At 73.4% G+C, this 16092-nt stretch carries 11 protein-coding genes and 1 pseudogene; 7 read left to right on the top strand and 5 right to left on the bottom strand.

Annotated elements, in window-relative coordinates:
• Positions 1-14: 14 nt before the first annotated feature.
• Both WCD74_RS01095 and WCD74_RS01090 read right to left on the bottom strand, forming a co-directional pair.
• Positions 15-704 carry a class II aldolase/adducin family protein gene (locus WCD74_RS01095; RefSeq protein WP_337692963.1) on the bottom strand — a complete coding sequence of 230 codons (690 nt, stop codon included), beginning with the start codon at positions 702-704 and terminating at the stop codon, positions 15-17.
• Entirely contained in the window at positions 701-2200 is a 1500-nt protein-coding gene (locus tag WCD74_RS01090) for an aldehyde dehydrogenase family protein (protein WP_337692962.1), read from the bottom strand. The genes WCD74_RS01095 and WCD74_RS01090 overlap by 4 nt, the downstream gene beginning before the upstream one ends.
• Positions 2201-2385: 185 nt before the next feature.
• On the opposite strand from WCD74_RS01090, the gene WCD74_RS01085 reads away from it, so the two are divergent.
• The 3 genes from WCD74_RS01085 to WCD74_RS01075 all read left to right on the top strand — a co-directional run bounded on the left by WCD74_RS01085 (position 2386) and on the right by WCD74_RS01075 (position 6789).
• Positions 2386-4254 carry an FAD-dependent monooxygenase gene (locus WCD74_RS01085; RefSeq protein WP_337692961.1) on the top strand — a complete coding sequence of 623 codons (1869 nt, stop codon included), beginning with the start codon at positions 2386-2388 and terminating at the stop codon, positions 4252-4254.
• Complete coding sequence (locus WCD74_RS01080) at positions 4251-5228, top strand: amidohydrolase family protein (RefSeq protein WP_337692960.1); 978 nt, start codon at positions 4251-4253, stop codon at positions 5226-5228. Before WCD74_RS01085 ends, WCD74_RS01080 begins: the two co-directional genes overlap by 4 nt.
• Positions 5229-5421: 193 nt before the next feature.
• Positions 5422-6789 carry a carotenoid oxygenase family protein gene (locus WCD74_RS01075; RefSeq protein WP_337692959.1) on the top strand — a complete coding sequence of 456 codons (1368 nt, stop codon included), beginning with the start codon at positions 5422-5424 and terminating at the stop codon, positions 6787-6789.
• A 165-nt stretch (positions 6790-6954) separates the two neighbouring features.
• Here the strand turns inward: WCD74_RS01075 and WCD74_RS01070 are convergent, their stop codons facing one another.
• The 3 genes from WCD74_RS01070 to WCD74_RS01060 all read right to left on the bottom strand — a co-directional run bounded on the left by WCD74_RS01070 (position 6955) and on the right by WCD74_RS01060 (position 13188).
• Positions 6955-8718, bottom strand: coding sequence for a hypothetical protein (locus WCD74_RS01070; RefSeq protein ID WP_337692958.1), 1764 nt, complete (start codon positions 8716-8718; stop codon positions 6955-6957).
• A 115-nt stretch (positions 8719-8833) separates the two neighbouring features.
• Positions 8834-10456 (bottom strand): RyR domain-containing protein, encoded by a 1623-nt coding sequence (locus tag WCD74_RS01065; protein ID WP_337692957.1) that lies wholly within the window; start codon positions 10454-10456, stop codon positions 8834-8836.
• The gene (locus WCD74_RS01060) at positions 10453-13188 is read right to left on the bottom strand and encodes a toll/interleukin-1 receptor domain-containing protein (protein ID WP_337692956.1); all 2736 of its coding nucleotides are present in this window, start codon (positions 13186-13188) and stop codon (positions 10453-10455) included. The genes WCD74_RS01065 and WCD74_RS01060 overlap by 4 nt, the downstream gene beginning before the upstream one ends.
• Positions 13189-13384: 196 nt before the next feature.
• On the opposite strand from WCD74_RS01060, the gene WCD74_RS01055 reads away from it, so the two are divergent.
• The 4 genes and pseudogenes from WCD74_RS01055 (at position 13385) to WCD74_RS01045 (ending at position 15813) form a co-directional block, all read left to right on the top strand.
• Positions 13385-13825, top strand: coding sequence for an SRPBCC family protein (locus tag WCD74_RS01055; RefSeq protein ID WP_337692955.1), 441 nt, complete (start codon positions 13385-13387; stop codon positions 13823-13825).
• Positions 13826-13897: 72 nt separating this feature from the next.
• A complete protein-coding gene (locus WCD74_RS01050; RefSeq protein WP_337692954.1) occupies positions 13898-15436 on the top strand; it encodes a hypothetical protein in 1539 nt (512 codons plus the stop codon).
• Between the two features lie 57 nt (positions 15437-15493).
• Positions 15494-15640 (top strand): annotated as a pseudogene (locus tag WCD74_RS29895) (hypothetical protein); the annotation flags it as partial.
• A gap of 32 nt (positions 15641-15672) precedes the next feature.
• Complete coding sequence (locus WCD74_RS01045) at positions 15673-15813, top strand: hypothetical protein (RefSeq protein WP_337692953.1); 141 nt, start codon at positions 15673-15675, stop codon at positions 15811-15813.
• Positions 15814-16092: the final 279 nt, after the last annotated feature.

The raw sequence follows: 16092 nt of genomic DNA, 5'->3' as shown, positions 1-16092 counted from the left end.
CCTCGTCCGTCGGGTCAGCCGCCGAGCCTGCGGACCAGGTGGTCCCAGGCCGAGTGCACGGCGGCGGGGTGGTAGATGTGCTCGCGCTTGACCAGCGACTCCTCGTCGTCGGTCCAGGTGGGGTGGCCGCCGAAGGAGAGCGTGCGCAGCATCTGCTCGGCGGCGGTCTCGAGGAGCAGCGCGGCGAAGGCGGCGGTCGGCAGGTCGGGCCCGACGGTGACGATGCCGTGGTTGACCAGGAAGGCCCCGGAGGAGTCCCCGAGGGTCTTCGCCAGCGATCGGCCCAGGTCCCGCGTCAGGATCAGGTCGGTGGTCTCGGTGAAGCGGGGCACGGACGGCGGCACGAAGAACGTCGCGGCGTGGCTCACCGGGCGCAGCTCCACCCCGGCCGCGGCGAGCGCGACGGCGTGCGGCGAGTGCGCGTGCACGACCCCGCCGACGTCCGGGCGGGCCAGGAGGATCTCGGTGTGGATCGGGAACTCGAGGTGGCGGGTCCCGTCGCCGGAGAGCACGTCGCCGTCGGGGGAGACGAGGTGGACGTCCTCCGGCCCGACCTCGGCGAGCCCGATGCCGCTGCGCTTGATCCACGCGCCGCGACCCTCGGGGTCGCGGGCCGACGCGTGGCCCCAGATGAAATCGCCCTGGTCGGCCGCGCCGAGGACCCGGGATGCGAGCGAGACGAGCTCGTGGATGTCGTCGGTCATGCCGTCCCTCGGTAGGAGATGTTGATCGACTTGAGTTCGGTGTAGCCCAGCAGCTCCTCGAGGCTCTCCTCGCGACCGAGCCCGGAGGCCTTGACGCCGCCGTAGGGCACGTTCGGGAAGTGCTTCGCGGAGTCGTTGATCCAGGTGAAGCCGGCCTCGAGCTCGTGGGCCATCCGCAGAGCGCGGCCGATGTCGCGGGTCCAGACGGCCGCGGTCAGGCCGTAGGGGGAGTCGTTGGCGATCCGGACGGCGTCGTCCTCGTCGTCGAACCCGAGGACCGACAGCACGGGCCCGAAGATCTCCTCGCGGGCGACCGTGTGGTCCTCCCGCACCCCGGTGAGCACGGTCGGGGCGATGAACAGCCCGTGCTCCAGGCCCTCCGGACGGCCGCCGCCCGTCACGACCGTGGCGCCCTCGCGCCGCGCCGTGTCGAGGTAGCCGAGGACCTTGTCGTACTGGCGCTGGTCGATCATCGTGCCCTGCACGGACGCCGGGTCGAGCGGGTCGCCGATGCGGTGGTCGCGGAGCTTCGCGGTGATCCGGTCCACCAGCTCGTCGTGCACGGAGCGCTCCACCAGGAGCCGCGAATTGGAGCCGCAGGACTGGCCGGACCAGGTGAAGTTCATCCCGCGGATCGCGGCGTCGGCGGCGGCGTCGAGGTCCGCGTCGGCGAACACCACCATGGCGTTCTTGCCGCCGAGCTCGAGGCTGACCTCCTTGATCCCGGAGGCGGCCGCGGCCTGCTGGATCGCGCGCCCCGTGCGCTCGGACCCGATGAAGCCGATCCGCCGGACGTCGGGGTGCCGGACCAGTCGGTCGGGGACCGTCGGCCCGTTCCCGACGACGATGTTCAGCACACCGGGCGGGAAGACGTCGCGGAGCAGTTCGCCGAGGCGCAGTGCCGACAGCGGCGCGGTCTCCGGCGGCTTCAGGATCGTCGGGTTGCCGGCCACCAGCGGCGCGAAGACCTTGCCGGCGAACATCAGCGGGTGGTTGAACGGCACGATCCGCACGACGACGCCCACCGGCTGGCGCACCGTGAGGTGCAGGCCGGCGCTGGCCGGGATGGTGTCGCCCTTCATCTCCAGCGCGAGCCCGGCGAACAGCCGGGCCTGGGCGAGGGTGATCTGGACGTCGACCCGCGAGTTGGCCAGTGGCGAGCCCGCGTCGATGGTGTCGAGGAGGGCGAGCTCCTCGCCGTGCTCGGCGATGATGCGCGCGGCCTCGGTGACCATGGCCGCCCGCTGCGGCGCCGGGGTGAGCCGCCAGCCGCGGCGCGCCGACGCGGCCGCTGCCACGGCCGCGTCGGCGTCCTCGACCCCGGCGTCCGGGACGGTGGCGATCGCCTCGCCGAGGAAGGGGCTGATGCGCTGGTAGGTGCGCCCGCCGGTGGCGGGGCGGAGCTGACCGCCGATCAGGAGCGTCCACTCCCGGCCGCGCACGGCCCGGTGGCCGTCGGCCGGCTCCACCCGTGCCGGCGTGTCCAGCGTCGTCATCCGGATCACTCCTCGCCTCGTCGCTGCGCCGACACTCACCGCCCCGTGCCGGTGCCGCCAGACAATTCTCCACACCAGAACTGTGCATCCGCTGAACGGACGTTCCTCAGGGCAGAAAAGTCCGCCCTCCCGGACGGCCACGACCGCAGGATGCGGGGGCAGGCCCGAGACGAGGAGTCGACCGCATGCAGTTCCACCTCGACGGCTACGAGCCAGGGGACCCCAGGATCCGCCCTCCGCACCCGGCGGTGGCCGAGCGTGGGCCCGGGCTGCCGGACACCGCGGACGTGGTGATCGTCGGCAGCGGCCCGGCCGGGCTCGTGCTCGCCGCGCAGCTCGCCGAGTTCCCCGAGGTGCGCACCGTCGTCGTCGACCGTCGGGATGGGCCCCTGACCGTCGGGCAGGCGGACGGGGTCGCCTGCCGCACCGTCGAGATGTTCGAGGCGTTCGGCCTCGCGGACCGGGTGATCGGCGAGGGCTACCAGGTCAACGAGGTCACCTTCTGGCGCAGCGACCCGCAGGACCCGACGTCGATCGTGCGCACCGGCCGCGTCGACGACGTGGAGGAGGGCATCTCCGAGATGCCGCACATGATCGTCAACCAGGCCCGGATGCTCGCCTGGCTCCGCGGACACATGGCGCGCTCGGCCACCCGGACGGAGCCGTACTACGGACTGCAGGTCACGGACGTCCGGGTCGGGCCCGATCCGTCGTCGGAGTACCCCGTCACCGTCGCACTGCAGGAGGTCGACGGCGGGGAGAGCCGCACGATCCGCGCCCGCTACGTCGTCGGGTGCGACGGGGCGCGCAGCGCCGTCCGGCAGGCCATCGGTCGGCGCCTGCACGGGGACGCGACCCACCAGTCGTGGGGGGTGCTCGACGTGCTCGCCGTGACCGACTTCCCCGACATCCGGCTGAAGTCCGCGATCAGCTCCGCCGCGGGCAGCGTCCTCGTCATCCCGCGTGAGGGTGGCTACCTGGTGCGGTTGTACATCGAGCTGGACAACGACCGGGACGGGGCGATGCTGCGCGACCGCAGCACCACCCCGGAGAACCTCGCCGAGGTCGCCAACCGGATCCTGCACCCGTACCGCATCGACGTCCGCGACGTCGGCTGGTGGGCGGTGTACGAGATCGCCCAGCGCGTCTGCGACCGCTTCGACGACCTCCCCGACGACGGGGCACCCGGGTCACCCCGGGTGTTCATCGCCGGCGACGCCTGCCACACCCACAGCGCGAAGGCCGGTCAGGGCATGAACGTGTCCATGGCCGACGCCTGGAACCTCGGCTGGAAGCTGGGGACGGTCCTGCGCGGCACGTCCCGGCCCGAGGTCCTGCGCACCTACTCCGCCGAACGGCAGGCGGTCGCGCAGCAACTGATCGACTTCGACCGCGAGTTCGCCGCCCTCTTCAGCGACCGCGACGCCGAGCCGGAGAAGTTCCAGCACTACTTCCGGGAGCAGGGGCGCTACACCGCCGGCGTCGCGGTGCGCTACGGACCGTCCGTGCTCACCGGCGACCCGGTCCACCAGCAGCTCGCCGCGGGGTTCCCGGTCGGGATGCGCTTCCACTCGGCACCCGTCGTGCGGCTCGCGGACGCCAAGCCGATGCACCTCGGGCACGCCGCCCGCGCGGACGGCGCCTGGCGGCTCTACGCGTTCGCGGACCGCGCCCACCCGGCCGCGCCGGACTCCCGCCTGCGAACGCTCGGCGAGGTGCTGCCCGACCTCGTCGCCCGCTTCACCCCGCCCGGTGCGGAGCCCGACTCCGTGCTCGACGTCCGCGCCGTCCTGCAGCAGGGCCACCGGGACGTCGAGGTCGCCGACCTGCCCCCGGTCCTGCTGCCGCGCAAGGGGCGCTTCGGGCTCGTCGACCACGAGAAGGTGTTCTGCCCCGACGCCCGCGAGGACCTGTTCGACCTGCGCGAGGTGGACCGCGAGCGCGGCTGCCTCGTCGTCGTGCGGCCGGACCAGTACGTGGCGCAGGTGCTGCCGCTGGACGCAGTCGTCGAACTCGCCGATCTCCTCGACGCCGTGCTCGTCCGCGCGCGATGAGCGAGCCGGACCTGGTGGTCGTGGACGCCCACCACCACCTCTTCGAGCGGGCGGACGACCGGCTGGCCGCGCTCTGGGGTCGGCGGAACCTGCTCGCGGCCGAGTACGCCGACCTGGTCGGCGGGGACCACCACCTGGTCGCGACGGTCGCGGTCGAGGGGCACACGAGGTACCGCACCTCGGGACCCGAGCACCTGCGTCCGGTCGGCGAGACCGAGTTCCTCGCCGGGCAGTCCGACGGACGGATCGCGGCCGCCATCGTCGGAGCCGCGGACCTGCGTCGCGGTCGGGAGGTACGCGAGGTGCTCGAGGCGCACCTCGCGGCCGCTCCCGGCCGACTGGGGGGCATCCGCCAGGCAGCCCTGTGGGACGAGGACCCGGCCGTGCTCGGCGGCCTGCTCGAGGTGCCCCGGCACCTGTACGCCGACCAGGCGTTCCGGGCCGGGTTCGCGGAGCTGGAGCCGCTCGGCCTGAGCTTCGACGCGTTCGTCCTCGCACCCCAGCTCGACGACGTGGTCGGCCTCGCGCGGGCCTTCCCCGACACCCGGATCGTGCTCGACCACCTCGGCAACCCGGTCGGCATCGGTCGGCACGCCGGTCGGATGGCCGCGGAGTTCCCCGCCTGGCGCGCGTCCATGGCCGAGCTCGCCCGGTGTCCCGCGGTGTCGGTGAAGATGAGCGGCCTGGGGACGTTCCTGTCGGGGTCACCGTCCTACCGCGCCGATCCACCGGTGGGGCCGGAGGTCCTCGCCGAGGAGTGGCGGCCCTACGTCGAGGAGACCGTCGAGCTCTTCGCGGCCGACCGGGTGATGTTCGGGAGCAACCTCCCGACCGACGCCGTCGGGTCCTTCGACTCGATCTGCCGGGCCCATCAGCTGATCACGCGGGGGTGCTCGCCCGCAGAGCGCCGTGCGCTCTTCTCCGGCACGGCGGCCGCCGTGTACGGGCTCGACCTCGACCTGGTCGAGCCCTGATCGAGTCCGGTGAGCGGTGGTGCAGGCCGCACCCGGGCGGGCGGTGGGCGAAGTGCGCGTGCGGATCCGAGTCGCCGTGACGCGGACCGCCGCCGACCGGATCGCTGACGGGCGCCCCTATGCGCCACGCACCGTCGGCTGCCTCCTCCGCTCGCGCCGCGTCCGCCGTCGGGAGCGCGCACACTCGGAGGCGATGACCGCCGAAGCGCCGCCGGCCCGTGACCGCTACACCCCGGTGCCCGACGAGATCGACGCCGTCGACCTGCCGGTCGAGGGTGCGCTCCCGCCGGAGCTCGACGGGCGCTACATCCGCAACGGCCCCAACCCGTTGCCCGGCGACGATCCCGGCCACTGGTTCCGCGGTCACGGGATGCTGCACGGGCTGCGGCTGCGCAACGGTCGTGCGGAGTGGTACCGCAACCGGTGGGTGCGCACCCGGGCGCTCGAGGGCCGGCCCTTCCTCGGACTGCGCGGACCGGATCTCACCGCCGTCCCCGCCAACACCCACCTCGTGCCGCAGGCCGGCAGGCTGCTGGCGCTGGTCGAGCAGGGCCTGCCGTACGAGGTCGACGCCGAGCTGAACACGCTCGGCCCGCAAGACTTCGACGGTCGCCTCACCACGGCCATGTGCGCGCACCCGAAGACCGACCCGGTCACCGGCGAGATGCACTTCCACGGCTACTCGCCGTTCCCGCCCTACCTGACCTACCACCGGCTCTCGGCCACCGGCGAGCTCGTCGAGAGCCGTCCGATCGACGTGGACCGGCCGACGATGATGCACGACCTCGCCGTCACCGACCGCCACGCGATCTTCCTCGACCTGCCGATGACGTTCGCGTGGCGCCGCATGGTCGTCTCCGGCATGCCGTTCGGGTGGGAGGAGCGCTACGGCGCGCGGCTCGGCGTGATGTCGTTGGAAGACCCGACGGCGCCGGTCCGGTGGTTCGAGATCGACCCCTGCTACGTCTTCCACGTCGGTACGGCGAGCTTCCTTCCTGACGACGGGGCGGGGCGGATCGTGCTCGACGGTGCCCGCTACTCCGCGGTGGATGCCGCCGCGCTGTTCCCGTCGAAGCGTCGGAAGCGGCCGCAGCGGGACCCGGCGTCCGAGGCCGTCGCCCTCGGCGTCGCGCGCTTCCACCGCTGGACGCTCGACCTGACGACCGGCGCCGTCACCGAGACCCCGCTCGACGACCGCGCCCTCGAGATGCCGACGCTCGACGACGACCGCGTGGGCCGCCCGGCGCGCTACCGCTACGCGGTGGCCTCCGGCCGGCACAGCGACGCCGTCGTCAAGCTCGACCTCGACACCGGGGTCACCACCACCCACGACCCCGGCCGCGACGTCTCCGCCGGCGAGGCCGTGTTCGTCCCGTCCGCCGACCCCGGGCGCGCCGAGGACGACGGCTGGCTGCTGACGATCACGACCCGGCGCGACGGGTCCGCATCACGCCTGCTCGTCCTCGACGCCACCGACGTCACCCGCACCGTCGCCGCGGTCACCCTGCCCCGCGGCGTCCCGGCCGGGTTCCACGGGAGCTGGATCCCGGCCGTCGAGTGACGTCGAGGCCTGGTCCCCTCGTCGGACGGCTCGCTCAGTTCTCGTCAGGGGGAGGCTCCGGGTCCCACTCCGGGAGGGCGAGCGGACCGTCGTGTGGGCGTGGCGGTACGGGCAGTGCGTGGTCCTCGAGGTGGTCCAGGTCGATCGGCTCCGCGGGAGGCTCGGTCACAGCTGAAGGTCCGCGAGCCGCTGTCGGAGCGCGGTTGCCTCCTGCATGGATGCCTCGAAGTTATCGAGCCACGTCCGCGTGTCGGCGACCGCCGCGGTGATGTCGTCCTCGGCCTGGGCTCTCGCACCGTCGCCCTCGTCGCGCGCCCGTTCCTTGCGACGCGGGATCGCGCGAATCTCCGTGGCCAGAAAGATGAGGGCGACGAGCGCGACGGCCAAGACGATTCCGCCGGAGCGCGGGTGACCGTCCGCCAGCAGGACGACCCCCGCAACCGCACCCACCGCGCCGAGCGCACATGCGGCCCAGGCCCGCGGGAGCAGCCGCACGTCGGTGACCGCCGCATCGGTGAGGCCCTGGTAGTGGACGCCGACGCTCGCGACGAGGCTCTCCGCAGAGGTGGTCCGGTGAACCGTGCCCGACCACTCCCCGTGGACGAGCTGGACGCCCTCGGGACAGGCCTCGTCGAGTTCGTCCGCGAGGCGCTCGACCGCCTCGACGGCCCAGGAGCGGGAGAGTACGACCGCCAGACGTCGGGTGTGGGCCGGCACGTCGACCGCGTTCTCGGCCCCGAGGGCGGCGTCGGACAGCAGGCGCCCGAAGTCGACGGTAGGCGGGGTCACCCTCGACCGAGCCGTCGCCGCCTCGGCGGCGGCCCGGTCCCCGTCGTGCTCGACGATGGCCGCGAGCCTGGCGGCCCGGTGCCGGAGCGGGGCCTCCTCCTGGTCGAAGTCGCTCGTCAGCCGCTTCAGGATCTCGTCCACCCGAGCCTCGAGTGCCTGGTCGGGATCACCGGGGGCGGCACTCACATCGTCGAGGAACTGCTGGCCGCGTCCGAAGGCACCCGCCCGCGCGGCGATCCGGGCGAGCGTGGTCCAGCTTGGCGCGCACCGGCTGAGGGCGGGCATGTCCGGCGGCGTCCCACGGTGTGACGCGAGGAAGTCGGTCCACCGGTCGACCTGCGACTCGACGAGGTGGGGGAGGGCCGCGAGATCGTCCGCCCAGCGGGTCGCCTTCTGGATCACCATGGTGCGCGGGGCGTCCCCGAACAGGCCCGTCGTCGCCGCGTCGAGCACGATCCGGAACTCGGGTGCGAGGCGGAGCGGGTCCTGGGCCTGCAGGTACCGCCGGACCCACTGTGCGACCCCCTGCTCCCGCCGGTGGCGCTGCAGCACGAGGATGAAGAACAGTGCCGTCTTGTCCTCGTTGCGTTGGACGGCCTCGGCGACCGCTCGGGTCATGAGCGCGGGATCGTCGCGTAGCCACGCCCCGATGCCGACGAGGGCCGGCGCGAGCCAGTAGCCCGGCGTCGTCATCATGATCTCTTCGGTCAGATCGCGGACCGCCGCAGTGGACACCAGGCGGGCGTCCATCGCCTGGAGGATGCCGAGAGCGCTGTGGCGGACGCGGACGTGGTGCCCGAACTGCTCGTCGAGGAGCTGGCGGACCTCGATGAGCTCGGTCTGCGCGAACTGCTTGTGCTGGGCGAGCTCGCTGCGCTCGAAGTGTCCCAGGACCTCGCTGCGCAGGTCGGCGACCTCGGAGCGGGTGGCCTCCTGCGTCTGCTCCACCGCCGAGATCGTCGACTGGACATCGGCGACGGCGTCGACCACGGACTTGACCTGTGTCCCGAGCGTGGACACCTGTCCCTGCACGAAGCGGACGCCGTCGCCGACCCGGTCGACGTCGCGCTCGACACCGCTGAGGCTCGACCTCACCTCGTTGACCTTGCGCAGCACCGGCTTGATGTCCGCGTCGGTCACCCGCCCACCCCCTCGTCAGACCGCAGGGATCCTTTCGTGACGGCGGGTCGATCACGCTGAGCTGTCGGGGTGACGAGGCTGGGCCGAAGGCGTGAAGGTCGTGGAGTGTGCGGTGCTAACGCTCGACCCGCAGGAGGTGCAGGCCCACCTCGCGGAGCTGGTCGGGCATGGCGCGGACGGAGTCGCGGTCCTTCTGTTTGGACTCCGGCGACAGTTTGGCCCACGGGACGAGGTCGGGGTGGATCTTCGCGACGTCGTCGCGGGGGCCCTCGCGCCAGCCGGCCTTCCGCTTGTCGGTGCACCAGCGGTCGTGCTCGAGGACGGCGAGGCGGTCGAGTTCTGCGCCCTCGAAGGCGAAGTCGCCATCGGTCGGGCCCGCGGGGACCACGGCGAGGTGCTCGGCGCGGAGTTTCGCACTGATGCCGCGGGCCTGGGCGATGTTGGCGCGCCGGAGGTCCTCGGGGAGCTGCTCCCACGGCTTCATGGACGGGTTGTCGGCGACGGACTCGCCGCGCCCGCGCGCGGCGCGGACGTAGGCGGCGTGCGCGACCCGCGCCATGTCCCGGTGGACGCCGTCGCGCAGGGAAGCCAGGTCGTAGACGTGGTCGGTGGTGTTGAACAGGTGCAGCCGGGCGCGGCCGAGGCTCGACGCGGCGACGTGGTCCCCGGTGATCGTGGAGCCCAGCGCCGTGCTGGAGCGGGTCGCCACGACGATGTTCACGGCGGCAGCGGGCATCGAGTGCATCAGGCGCAGCCCGAGCTGGACGGCGTGAACGTCCTCGTCGACGGCCACGACCACGAGGAGCAGGTCGGCGGCACGCTCGAGGTCCCCGAACCGGTCCGGTGAGGTGCTGGTCCACCGCACCGACGGCGGGTGGGCGTCGCGGCGACGGAGCTCGTCCTCGAGGGCCTCGAACGTCTCCCCGCGGCCCACCAGCAGCACCGACCCGTCGTCGGGATCGGGGAGGTGGGCGTCGAGGAGTCGGCGTGCTGCGCGGGACACGGGGTCGAAGAACTCGACGTGGACGGGCGACCCGGAGTTCAGCTCGTAGGCGGCCAGCGCGGAGGCGAGCTCGGGGGAGGCCATCTCGAGGAAGCAGGGCGGTGGGGTCTCGACCTCGCTCAGCGCCGTCCGGACCGCCGCGGCGACGTCGGTGTTCCGGGCACTGTCGCCGGTGACGACGACGACCTCGCGGGCATGGTCGATCCGGGCCTCGCGCAGCACGTCGACGTCGCGGGGGTCGCCGCCGACGCGCAGGACCGCGTCGTCCCGCAGGTCGGGGGCCGGGTCGCTGCTTGCGGACGAGGGGCTGATCACGACGCAGGTGCGGCCCTCCCGGGCGACCCCGCGGGCCACCAGCAGCGCGGGAGCGCCGTCGCCGCAGACGACGGTGTGATCATCGAGCCGACGGGTGCGGACGGCGTCGTAGGTGGAGTCGTAGACCGCCTTCACCGAGTAGCCGAGGGTCAGCAGCGTCGTCGCGGGCGCGAGGAAGCGGGCGATCTCGAGGACCGGCGGCAGGTTCGTGGCGGTCTGCAGCGGGGCCGCGTCGAGAACGAACAGCTGCAGCGTGAAGTACAGGCTGTCCGTGACGTCCTTGCCGCCCGGACCCTGCTCGAACTCGCGATGCAGCAGGTCCCAGAACCCGATGTACCCGAGGACGGCAGCGAGGACCGCCGCGACGCCGAGGCCGATGCGGAGGTAGGTCTCGGTCCGGCTCGGTCGGCTCGTCGTCATCGGGGCACCTGCTCGCACACCGGGGACTGCTCGCGGCCCTCGACGTAGGACGACCACTCGTCAGGGCTCAGGTCCCCGCCCGCGATCGCGCACAGCCGGGCGCGGAGGGCGTCGGGCGTGAGGTCGTAGGTCTGGCCACCGGTCCGGTCGGTGATCAGCAAGGTGCTCCCGTCCAGGAAGAACGGCTCGGTGTATCCGGTGTCCGGACGCAGCACGGCATCGCGGGTGCCGGTGCGCACGTTCCAGATGGTGACACCTCCGCCCTGGTCCGACCCGGCGGCGAGGCGGTCGTCCGCCCCGAAGGACATCCCGGTGACGGCGTAGCGCTGCCCGGTGAGCACGCCGGTCGGCGCCTCGGGGCGTGCCGGATCCCAGAGCACGATCTTGCCGTCCATGCCGCCTTGTGCGAGGCGTCCGCCGGGCCCGAACGCGAGGCTCGACGTCCCGATCGGGCTGGGCCCTTCGAGGGTCGCCCCGGCGGTGCGGGACGGCACGTCCCAGAGCCGGAGTCCGCCGCCCAGCGAGCTGTGGGCGAGGGTCCGACCGTCCGGGCTGAACGCGACCTGGGTGTAGATGTCGACCGGGGTGTCGGACGGGTTCGGCGTGGGGAGTTGCGCGTACTGCGTGCCGTCGGCGGCGGACCAGACCGCGACGTCTCCGGCGCGGTCGCCGGCCGCGAGCAGGCGCCCGTCGGGGGAGAGGTCCACGGCGTCGACCGGTCGGGGCTGCGGCATCCGGAAGGCTCGCAGTGGGACGCCGTTCGTGCTGGAGAAGATCGCCACCGAGCCGTCGTCGAACCCGATCGCCAGCTGCTCACTGCGCAGCGACACCGAGGAGGCACGGCCGGGCAGCGGGACGCGGAACGACCGGCCGGCGTCCACGACCTCCACCGTGGTCCCGTCCGCGGACGTGATCGCAGAGCGACCGGTCGCGGGGTCGACGGCCCCGGGTCCGGTCGGTGCGGGCGTGCCGCGGGGGCGCGCCCACGTCTGTCCCATGCGCCAGACGACCGCGTTGCCGGTGAAGTCTCCGGCCAGCACGGTGCGCCCGTCCGGCCCGATCGCCACGCCCGCCACAGGACTCACGGGCCCCTCGACGTACTCCTCCCAGGAATTGGAGGTCGGGATCGACCAGCGACCGACCGAGCCGTCGCGTGCGGCCGTGACCAGCGTGTCGGCGTCGAGGTAGACGACGTTGGTCACCGTCTGCTCGTGCGCGAAGACCTGCTGCCAGGTCAGGGTGGCGAGATCGAGCAAGAGGACGTCGCCCCGGTTGCGGGACGCGGCGAAGGTCCGGTTGTCGGGGCCGAAGGCGGCGTCGCCCTTCGTCCTCACCGGGTAATCGCGCGTGCGTGTGATCTCCGCGCCGGAGGCGAGGTCCCAGAGGAGCAGGGTCCCGGACCAGTCGCCCGCACTCACGAACCGACCGTCGGGGGAGAACCCGGCCCCCGACGTCGGTGCGGTCAGGCCCGGGAGGCGGCGTACCTCGGCACCGGAGGCGGCGTCGACGACGACGACCTCGCCGCGGAAGCTCCCGAGCAGGAGCCGCATACCGTCGGCACTGAACGCCAGCGAGCTCGCGTTGACATCGATCCGGCTGCGGACGATGCGTGCGTCGACGTCCCACACCGTCACGCCGCCGCCGTCGCTCACCGCGACGCTGCGGCCGTCAGGGCTGAACTCCGCCGCCGCCACGACGTTCGCCGGCAGCTCGGCTCGAACCTCCCGGGAGTCGGCGTCCCACAGACGCACCGGGTCGGCCGGACCCGCCGTCAGGAAGGTCCTCCCGTCCGGGCTGATGGCCGCGGCCTCGACCTGGGCGCGATGCCCGGGGAGGTAGCCGACGACGGAGCTGTCCTGCTCGGCCATCGTCAGCATGGCTCCGGTGGCCTCGGGTGTCGGGCTGACCTCGGAGGCGGCGAGGGCGAGCAGGGTGGCGAGCTGGGGATCGCGATCGGCCCGGGTCGAGGACTGCATGGACAGCAGGCGCGAGGTGGCGACGTCCCGCTGCCTGGCGGCCTCCGTCGCGTTGATCGTGGCGAACAGCGCCGCGATCAACGCGCAGACCAGCAGGATCGCGAGGGTGACCGCGGCCGCCCGTGCCGTGCGGACGGTCCGGCGGTGCTCCCGGAGGTCGTCGCCCTCGATCTCGGCCTTCGACCGCCCGCTGATCGGGGCGGCGAGGGCGGCGATGTCGTTGCGGAAGGCGGCGTTGCGCAGCGTCGCGGTCGTGTCGTCGCGGGCCCACGTCAGGTCGAGGTAGCGCGGGGGCTCGGTGAACGCGTCGCTCAGGGCCGGTGGCACGGAGGTGCTCTTCTCGACGTCGAGCCGGCCCGTCTCGTCGTCCCACACCCAGGTTCCGTCGGTGAGGACGACGAGGACGGTCTCGGATCCGTGGTGCTCGAGCCAGAAGCGGATCTCCTGGTCGACGTAGTCCGACTTCGCGGCCCCGGGCGAGCAGAGCAGTACCAGGAAGCGCGCCCGCGCGAGGACGCCGGAGATGGTCCCCCAGAGCTTGTCGGTGACCTCGAGGCCCGTAGCGTCGAGGTAGATCGTCCGGGCCCGCCGTCGGTACCAGGGCTTGCCGATCCGTTCCAGGGCACGGTGGATCGCGGGGGCGAACTCGCGATCGCTCGCATGGCTGTAGGAGATGAAGGCGTCGACCGCCGGCGAGTTCGTCGACGGCGGTCGGGAGCGCGCCGGGTCCGGCGCAGACGGGTCGAGCAGCACCACGGCGTGGCCCCCCACAGTCGCTGGTCTCGATGAGCGCTCCAGTCACCTTATGGAGTCGATCACTGGGCCAAATGCGCTGTTGGAGTGAACTGTCCGGTCCTGATCCCCGAGAACTCTCATGTAGATGTAGCGGATCCGAGGCGTGGGCGTCCAGTTCCGCTACATCTGGGGCCCACCGTCCGGGAGGCTGGGGGCCATGGACCGCGTCGTGTCGTCCGAGGTCGTGACCGATGTCCCCGCCGAGCGGTTGTTCGCGCTGGTGGCGGACCCGGCCCGCCAGCCCGAGTGGGACGGCAACGACAACCTCGCCCGCGCCGCGGAGGGCCAGCGGGTCCACGGGGTCGGGGACGTCTTCACGACGACCCTGACGATGGGCGCCGACCGCGAGAACCACGTCGTCGAGTTCGAGGAGGGCCGGCGGATCGCGTGGCGGCCGAGCGAGCCGGGCGGGCCGCTGCCCGGTCACCTCTGGCGGTGGGAGTTCGAGCCGCTCGACGACGGCCGGACGCGGGTCCGCCACACCTACGACTGGTTGCAGCTCACCGACGAGTCCCGGCACGAACGGGCGCGGAACACGACGCCCGAGAAGCTGCGCGCCTCAGTGGACCGACTGGTCGCGCTGGGCCGATCGGGCTAAGAACGCATCTCGCCCGGGTGAGAGCGGGGCAGTCGGCTTAACGCCGGACGGCCCGTCACGGACACATCGAGCATGGATGACGACGCGGTCACGCAGATCGACGCGGCGCTCGCGGAGCACGGGCGGGTGCTGGTGACGGGTCCGTCAGTGGTCGCGGTCCGCGCAGCACTCGCCGACCGGGACGCCGACGACCTCACCGTGCTCCCCGATGCGACACCCGCCGAGCTCGAGCGGCTGCCGGAGGGACGCTTCGTGATCGGCGCCCGGCCGGCCGTGCTCGACGCGGTGCTCGGCCCGGTCCCCGACCTCCCGCTCGTGCTGATCGACACCCTTCCCGACGCCGGGTCGGGTCTGGACGAGCTGTCGGCGCCCGGTCGCGCGGTGGTCCGCGCCGTGACCGACCGGCACCGGCTCGCCGTCGGGAATGCCCTGGACGAGACCGAACTGGCAGCGCTCACCGAGCACGCCGGAGCCCTCGGTGAGGCGCTCGCGGCCGGGCTCGTGCACCGGGTCGGGGACCACCTCGCGCCCGCCCCCGCCGTCGTCGACCACGCGGAGAGCACGGCCGGCTGGCCGATCACCACGGAGTTCGCGCGCCGCCTCCGCGATGCCGGGCCGCCCGAGTGGCTCGTCCTCCCCGGCCGGGTCGCCGTCGCCCGGGGTGACGTGGGTGTCGGCGCCGTGCTGCTGGGGCGGTGCGATCCGGACGAGGTGCCGGTGGAGACGGCGTGGGCGGTCGCGACCGCCGCCGAGCAGCACGGGGACGACGAGGCGGCGGCGCGCTGGCACCGGTCGGTCGCGGCGCGGGGCGACGCCGAGGACGCGCGCGCCTCCCGGCGGGCCGCCGGGTTCGCCGAGCTGCGCTGCGGCCGTCGCCGGGCCGCCCGGGACCTCCTCGCCGGCCTCGACGGTGACCGCTCCATCCAGGACCTGCTCGCCCGGCTCGCCCTCGCCGACGGCGACCACCCCGAGGCCCGACGCCTGTTCACCCTCGCCGCCGACGGCGACGACGAGCTGGCTGCCTCCGCCGCGCTCGCCCTCGTGGCGATGGCCCGCCGGGGCGCCGACGACGAGGCCGCGGTGCGGTGGCTGCAGGTCGCGGCCCGGACGACCACCGACCGGGAGCGCGGGGCGCGGGCGCGCATCGTCGTGATCCCGGTGCTGGCCCGGCTCGGCCGGATGCCGGAGGCCGAGGAAGCGGCGGACGACCTCGACGACTTTCTCGCCGACTCCGATCCGGCCGGTTGGCGCGAGGCCCTGGTGCTGGCGCGTGCCGCGCTGGCCCGGCGGCGGGGCGACCTGGACCTGACGCGGATCGTCCTCGACGGCGCCTCGCCCGACGTGCGGGGAGCCGCGTGGGCGGCCGCGTCGGTCGAGCTCGACGTGGAGCGCGGGCTCGTCGACGAGGTCCTCGACGCCGGTCGCCCGGAGTGGAGGTACCTGCGGGCGGTCCGGTCCGATCGTCCGGAGCTCTCGACGGGTCTCGACCCGCAGCGCCGTCTCCGCACCGCCCGCCAGGCCGCCCTGCGCCTGCGCGACGACCGGTGGGCGGCCGTCCCGGCACCGCGTCCGGCAGCCGACGCGGCGGTCGAGGAGCGCGTCCGGCACTGATCGGCGGTCAGCAGCACAGGCACAAGGCGGACGTGAGTACGTCCATCACGATCGACGATGTTCCCGACGAGGTCCGGGACGAGCTGGCTGCGCGAGCAGCTCGGGCGGGGCCGCTCGCTGCAGGAGCACCTGCTCCGGGACACGGTGGCAGCGGGGGTGCGGTCGGGGGAGTTCACGGTCGACGACCCGGGGCTGGCGGCGCTGGCGCTGCTCGACGCGATCAACGGGACCGCCCGGTGGCTGCGCCCGGACGGCCGCACTCGCCGGACGCCGTCGCCGACGTCTACGTGCGCCTGCTCGTCGACGGCCTGCTGGGATGGCAGGGTCCCGCGGCGGCGGACTCAAGATCATCAGAACGAGGAGGATTCGAGGCCTGAGCGTCCGGATCCTCGTTGTTGCGGTGATCTTGGTCCGACCGTCGCCCTCGGGTCGCCGTCGTCCTGCGGCGCCGGGAGGGAGGTGCGGCCCGCACACGGCCGGCAGGAATCGTGCTGCGGCGCAGACGCGTTGCGCGGCGCAACGGATGGCCGGGACGAGATGACCCTCCCTGGCCGTTTGCGCGGCGCAACGCCCGGCCGAGGTGGAGCGACTCGGCCCGGCCGTGTGCGGGGCGCAACAACGTCCGGGTCGCCGTCACGCGGCCGGAGTCGAGCCGG

This window comes from Actinomycetospora aurantiaca (assembly GCF_037401875.1).
Classification (GTDB): Bacteria; Actinomycetota; Actinomycetes; order Mycobacteriales; family Pseudonocardiaceae; genus Actinomycetospora; species Actinomycetospora aurantiaca.
Note: the sequence above shows the minus strand (reverse complement) of the source record. Positions and strands in the feature narration are given on the sequence as shown.

What these genes read in the sequence shown, in the direction of transcription:
- WCD74_RS01095 (WP_337692963.1), bottom strand. Translation starts at nt 704, where the DNA reads ATGACCGACGACATCCACGAGCTCGTCTCGCTCGCATCCCGGGTCCTC.
- WCD74_RS01050 (WP_337692954.1), top strand. Translation starts at nt 13,898, where the DNA reads ATGGATGACGACGCGGTCACGCAGATCGACGCGGCGCTCGCGGAGCAC.
- WCD74_RS01055 (WP_337692955.1), top strand. Translation starts at nt 13,385, where the DNA reads ATGGACCGCGTCGTGTCGTCCGAGGTCGTGACCGATGTCCCCGCCGAG.
- WCD74_RS01080 (WP_337692960.1), top strand. Translation starts at nt 4,251, where the DNA reads ATGAGCGAGCCGGACCTGGTGGTCGTGGACGCCCACCACCACCTCTTC.
- WCD74_RS01065 (WP_337692957.1), bottom strand. Translation starts at nt 10,456, where the DNA reads ATGACGACGAGCCGACCGAGCCGGACCGAGACCTACCTCCGCATCGGC.
- WCD74_RS01075 (WP_337692959.1), top strand. Translation starts at nt 5,422, where the DNA reads ATGACCGCCGAAGCGCCGCCGGCCCGTGACCGCTACACCCCGGTGCCC.
- WCD74_RS01090 (WP_337692962.1), bottom strand. Translation starts at nt 2,200, where the DNA reads ATGACGACGCTGGACACGCCGGCACGGGTGGAGCCGGCCGACGGCCAC.
- WCD74_RS01085 (WP_337692961.1), top strand. Translation starts at nt 2,386, where the DNA reads ATGCAGTTCCACCTCGACGGCTACGAGCCAGGGGACCCCAGGATCCGC.